Genomic DNA, 4,963 nt, shown 5'->3' on the forward strand with positions numbered 1-4,963 from the left:
CGCTGCGGTTGGCCGGCACGGAAAAACTTACCTGCTTCAGCTCCTCCAGTCGCCCACTCTCGGTGTGGAAGGCGACGCTCAGATCCTTGATCGCGAGAACCGTCATGACCGCCCCTTCAGCCGGGGATCGAAGAGGTCGCGCAGCGTCTCGCCGAAGAAGGTGAAGCCGAGTGTGGTCAGCACGATGGGCAGGCCGCCGGCAATCACGATCCAGTAGGAATCGCGGATGTTGGCAAAGCCGTCATTGAGGATCGCGCCCCAGCTCGGCGTTGGCGGCCGCACGCCGAGCCCGAGGAAGCTCATGCCGGCCTCGATCGCCACCACCACGGGAATGTCCATCGATATCAGGATCAGGATCGGGCCGATGATGTTGGGCAGGATATGGACGCGCAGGATACGGGCGGCACTGGCGCCCATCGAGCGCGCCGCCATGACATGTTCGGCCGACTTCAGCACCAGCGTCTGCGTCCTGATGATGCGGGCATAGCCCGGCACATTGACCAGCATCACCACCAGCACCACCGCATAGAGCGAGGGGCCGAACAGGGTGACCAGCGTCAGCGCCAGCATGACGGTGGGAAAGCTCTTCACGGCGTCGAAGATCAGCAGCAGCACATTGTCGAGCCAGCGCGGCCCATAGCCGGCGATCAGCCCGAGCACCACGCCGACGACCAGCGACACCGCTGTCGCGCCGAGCGCGATCAAGAGCGCGACGCGCCCGCCATAGAGCACCCGGGTCAGAAGATCACGGCCGAGGTGGTCGGTGCCGAGCAGATGCAGCAGGCTCGGCGAAGCGAAGCGTTCGGCCGGCGATATCTTGCTCGGCGCATAGCTGGTCAGCGCGCTGGCAAACACCGCCGACAGCACCACCAGCGTCACCAGCGTCAGGCCGACGGCGCCGAGCGGCTCGCGCATGATGCCGCGCACGGTGCGCCACAATCCGGACAACCGGCTGCCGCCGGAAGACAGCTCAGTTGAAACTTGATCTGACACGGGGATCCAATACACCGACCAGAATGTCGGCCGCTACGTTGACGAGGACGAAGAAGACCGTGGTGACCAGCACGGCTCCGGAGACGATGGGGTAGTTGCGCACCGAGATCGCCTCATAGACCAGCTTGCCGATGCCGGGGCGGGCGAAGACGATTTCGGCGAAAACGGAAGACGACAGCATGTGGCCGATGCCGACGCCGAGCAGGGTGATCGTGGGCAGCACGGCAATGCGCAGCGCGTAGGTGTAGACGATCCGGTGCTCTGTCAGGCCGAAGGCGCGCGCCGTGCGGATATGGCTGGCCTCCAGCGTCTCCAGCATCGAGGCGCGCACCATGCGCGAGATGTAGCCGATCCAGCCAAGCCCGACCGCCAGCGACGGCAGGATGAGGTGCTGGAGCCGGCTGGCGAGGTCGCCCGGTTCGCCGGCGCCGATCGCCGGCAGCCATTGCAGTGCGACCGCGAACACCAGCAGCGAATAGATGGCGACGACGAAGGACGGCACCGCGATCATCGCCACCGAAAGAACCCCGATCACCTGATCGACAAAGCCGCCTCGGCGCACCGCGGCGATACAGCCAAGCGGGATGCCAAGCGCCACCGACCAGGTAATGCCGCCGACCACCAGCGCCAGCGTGAACGGAAGCTGCTCCATCACCACGTCCAGCACCGGCCGGTTCGACAGAACCTCGATGCCCAGGTCACCGCGCAGGACCGATCCGTAGAAGTGCAGGAACTGCCGCCACACCGGCTGGTCGAGGCCCATGCGTACGCGCAGCGCCTCCATCATCTCCGGCGTCGCGCGTGGCCCCAGCGCGACGGAGGCCGGGTCGCCGGGAATGAGGTAGACCATGGCGAACATCATCATCATAGCGACGCTGATGATGATGGCGCCAAGCCACAGACGCTTGAGGGCGTAGCGGATCATTTTCGGTACCTGTCGGACGGTCTTTGGTGGGGGCGAGCCCCGCCCGCCGACATCATGCCGGTTTGAAGTCGGTGAACACGGGTTCGCCGTTCGGCTTCAGGCCGGCCACAAGCGTGTCTCGATTCATGATGCCGGTGACCTCATGCGTCAGGAAAACGTAGTTGCCGTTCTCCTCCATCAGGTCCTGCAGCTTCTTGTAGATGACATCACGTTTCGCCGGGTCGAGCTCGACCATGCCTTCGGCATTGAGCTTGTCGAATTCCTCGCTGGAAAACCGCTCCCAGTTCCAGACGCCGATCTGGTCGCGGGTGAACCAGGCAGTCGCCCAGCTCGGATCCGGCTGCATGGAGAAGCGGCTGATGATCATCTGCAGCTTCTTCCAGTAGTCGCCTTCCTTGGCGCCAAGCGTCCAGAAGGTGCCGCTGTCGTTCTGCTTGATCTCCACATTGAGGCCGACATCCTGCAGGTTCGACTGCACGACCTGCGCCGCGGTCAGCCGCTCGGTCTTGTTGAGGATGTCGAGCGTGATCGTCGTGCCGGCCAATCCTTCCTTGGTGATCATGTCGCGGGCGCGGTCCGGGTCGAAATCGAAAAGGTTCTTCTCGCGATGGCCGGGCAGGCCGGGCGCGATGATGCCGGTGGCGGTTGCGGCGGCGCCGAAATAGGCAGCATCGACCACCGCCTTGCGGTCCACGGCGTACTGAACCGCGCGGCGCATGTTGGGATTGTTGAAGGGAGCGACATCCTGGTTCATGCCGAGCCAGACAAAGGCCAGCGAAGGCTTCTCCACCACGGTCGTCTTCGGCGGCGGCGTCTGCTTCAGGCGCGAGATCGAGGAGACCGCGGTCCAGGTGTAGTCGAGGTCGCCGGCCTCATAGCCGAGTTCGGCGGTCTTCTCGTCCTCGATCGGATGAATGTGGATTTCCGCGAAGGCGCCTTGCTCGTACTTCCAGTCGGGATTGCGGACCAGCACCGTGCGCTGCTTGGGCAGCCATTCCTTCAGGATGTAGGGGCCTGACTGAGCCACCGGCTTGACGCCCATCTTGCCACCGAGCTCGGTGATGGCGCGCTTTGACAGGATGGTGCCGGACGGCGTCGGCAAGGTCGACGTCCACAGCGGCGCGAAGGCTTGTTTCAGGTGGATCAGCCCCGACAGCTTGTCCTTGACCTCGACTTCCTTGAGCGTTGCCCAGTCGCCGGAATAGGGGCTCTTGTTGGCTGGGTCGGCGATGCGTTCGATCGAAAACTTCACGTCTTCGGCCGTCATCTGGCCGTAGCCATCGGTGAAGCCGATATTGTCGCGCAGCTGGAAGGCGACGGTCAGCGGATCGAGCTGCTTGATCGTTTCCGCCGCCATCGGCCGCCAGCCCCAGCTGTCGCCCGGCGTGGTGACGACGAGGCCGGCGAAGATGACGCTGGTGATGTCGCCTTCAGGCGCCGCCAGCCGGAAGCAAGGGTCGAGCGTCTGGATGTCGGCGTAGGAGCGCACCTTGAGGATCGGCCCGTCGCTCGACCAGGAAACTTTTGGATTGACCATTGAGGCGAGGCCGAAAGCGCCGGCTCCGGCGAGCAGGCTGCGGCGCGAAACCCTGGTGTCGGCTAGAATGGACATGCTCTACCCCTCAGCTGTTTTCGTTGTCTTGTTTTCAGGCCGCAGGCCATTCTCCAAGCCGGGCCGAATGTGTCGGTCCGCTAAAACTGCTAATAATAGACATCTATGTCTAGCGAAAATTTTGCCGGCACGTCCGAATCTTGGATACGGACGATCTTGCGGAAAATCTCGACATCTGTTCCGACCGCCGCCGGCGCGTCGACTTGGGCAAGTCGCGGGCGGAATGTGATCGCGCAGACGATATGGCCTGGCCCGCCATTCGGTGGGGCTGGATCAAGAGCTGTAGCAGAGATAGGCCTCTCGGCCGCCGCTCACTTCCAGATTTCAGCCGCCAGGCGCATGAAATTGCCGCCCAGGACATCGCGCACGGTCTGCTCGGACTGGCCGCGGCGCAGAAGAACCTCGGTCAGTTCGCGCATCTGACCTGGAGCCGCGTAGGTCGTCGCCCCCTCCGGATATTCGCTCTTGGGCCAGAATTGCGGATTGTCGGAAATGATGCGGTCGATGCCTTTGACATCAACCGGAAAGGCGTAGTCCAGTCCGATGCCGACATGATTTGGGCCAGCCAGGTCGACGAGATATTCGATGTGGTCAGCCAGCCTGTCCGAGTCCGTGCGTCCCTCTCCCAGGAAACGATTGAGCCCGACGATCGCGACGATGCCGCCGGTGCGCGCGCAGGCCTTGATCTGCTCGTCGGTGATATTGCGGCCATGGCCGCACAAGGCCTTGGCGTTGGAGTGCGAGAAGATGACCGGCCGGTTGGAGTATTCCATCACCTCCATCGAGGTGCGATAGCCGGTATGGGTGACGTCGACGAACATGCCGAGACGGTTCATCTCGTCGATGACCTCGCGGCCGAACGCCGTCAGGCTGGTCTCGACATCGTGGCAACCGCCGCCGGCCAGATTGTTCCTGTTGTACGCAAACAGGATCTGGCGGACGCCCAGATGGTGATAGAACTCGACCATCTCGACGCGGCCGTCGAGCGCGTTCATGCCCTCGATGTCGAAGGTGATCGCCAGTTTGCCTTCAAGCTTGGCCTTGCGGATTTCCGCGACGGAGGAGACCAGCGTGTAGTGCTCGGGATTGGCAAGGATCCAGTGGCGGAAATTTGCGAGCGTCCGCACGGTCTGCTCCCAGGGCAACAGGTCGAAGCCGACATCGATCGACAGATAGTCGATGCCGGCGTCGCGCCAGATCTGCAGATTGTTCAGGTCCGCCGCCGGGTCCGGCATGAAGCCGGAATGCGCGTCCCATATGATTTCACTGTCGAAAATGGCCTGGGCGGCTGTCGAAACGCTCACTTTTTCCTCGCTCTCTCGGCGACACAACACAACGGAAAGCCGGATCAAGCGGCGTTCCGGACGTGTGATCCAGATGCAGTGCGCATCAAGTATCAGGCCACAGACACATGTGTCTAGACAGTCCGGGAC

Annotated in this window: 4 protein-coding genes; all 4 read right to left on the minus strand. The window is 63.1% G+C overall.

Annotated features, from left to right (window positions below):
- Window positions 1-102: 102 nt before the first annotated feature.
- The 4 genes from EN925_RS23210 to EN925_RS23225 all read right to left on the minus strand — a co-directional run bounded on the left by EN925_RS23210 (window position 103) and on the right by EN925_RS23225 (window position 4,834).
- Window positions 103-948: an ABC transporter permease gene (locus EN925_RS23210; protein ID WP_127368424.1), complete on the minus strand. Its 846-nt coding sequence runs from the start codon at window positions 946-948 to the stop codon at window positions 103-105.
- 22 nt (window positions 949-970) lie between these two features.
- On the minus strand, window positions 971-1,918 hold the full coding sequence (locus EN925_RS23215) for an ABC transporter permease (protein ID WP_127368423.1): 948 nt from the start codon (window positions 1,916-1,918) through the stop codon (window positions 971-973).
- Between the two features lie 52 nt (window positions 1,919-1,970).
- Window positions 1,971-3,530: an ABC transporter substrate-binding protein gene (locus EN925_RS23220; RefSeq protein WP_024502512.1), complete on the minus strand. Its 1,560-nt coding sequence runs from the start codon at window positions 3,528-3,530 to the stop codon at window positions 1,971-1,973.
- 311 nt (window positions 3,531-3,841) lie between these two features.
- Window positions 3,842-4,834 (minus strand): membrane dipeptidase, encoded by a 993-nt coding sequence (locus tag EN925_RS23225; RefSeq protein WP_082826414.1) that lies wholly within the window; start codon window positions 4,832-4,834, stop codon window positions 3,842-3,844.
- Window positions 4,835-4,963: the final 129 nt, after the last annotated feature.

The organism is Mesorhizobium sp. M7A.F.Ca.US.006.04.2.1 (assembly GCF_004022915.1).
Taxonomy (GTDB): domain Bacteria; phylum Pseudomonadota; class Alphaproteobacteria; order Rhizobiales; family Rhizobiaceae; genus Mesorhizobium; species Mesorhizobium ciceri.

What these genes read in the sequence shown, in the direction of transcription:
- EN925_RS23215 (WP_127368423.1), bottom strand. Translation starts at nt 1,918, where the DNA reads ATGATCCGCTACGCCCTCAAGCGTCTGTGGCTTGGCGCCATCATCATC.
- EN925_RS23220 (WP_024502512.1), bottom strand. Translation starts at nt 3,530, where the DNA reads ATGTCCATTCTAGCCGACACCAGGGTTTCGCGCCGCAGCCTGCTCGCC.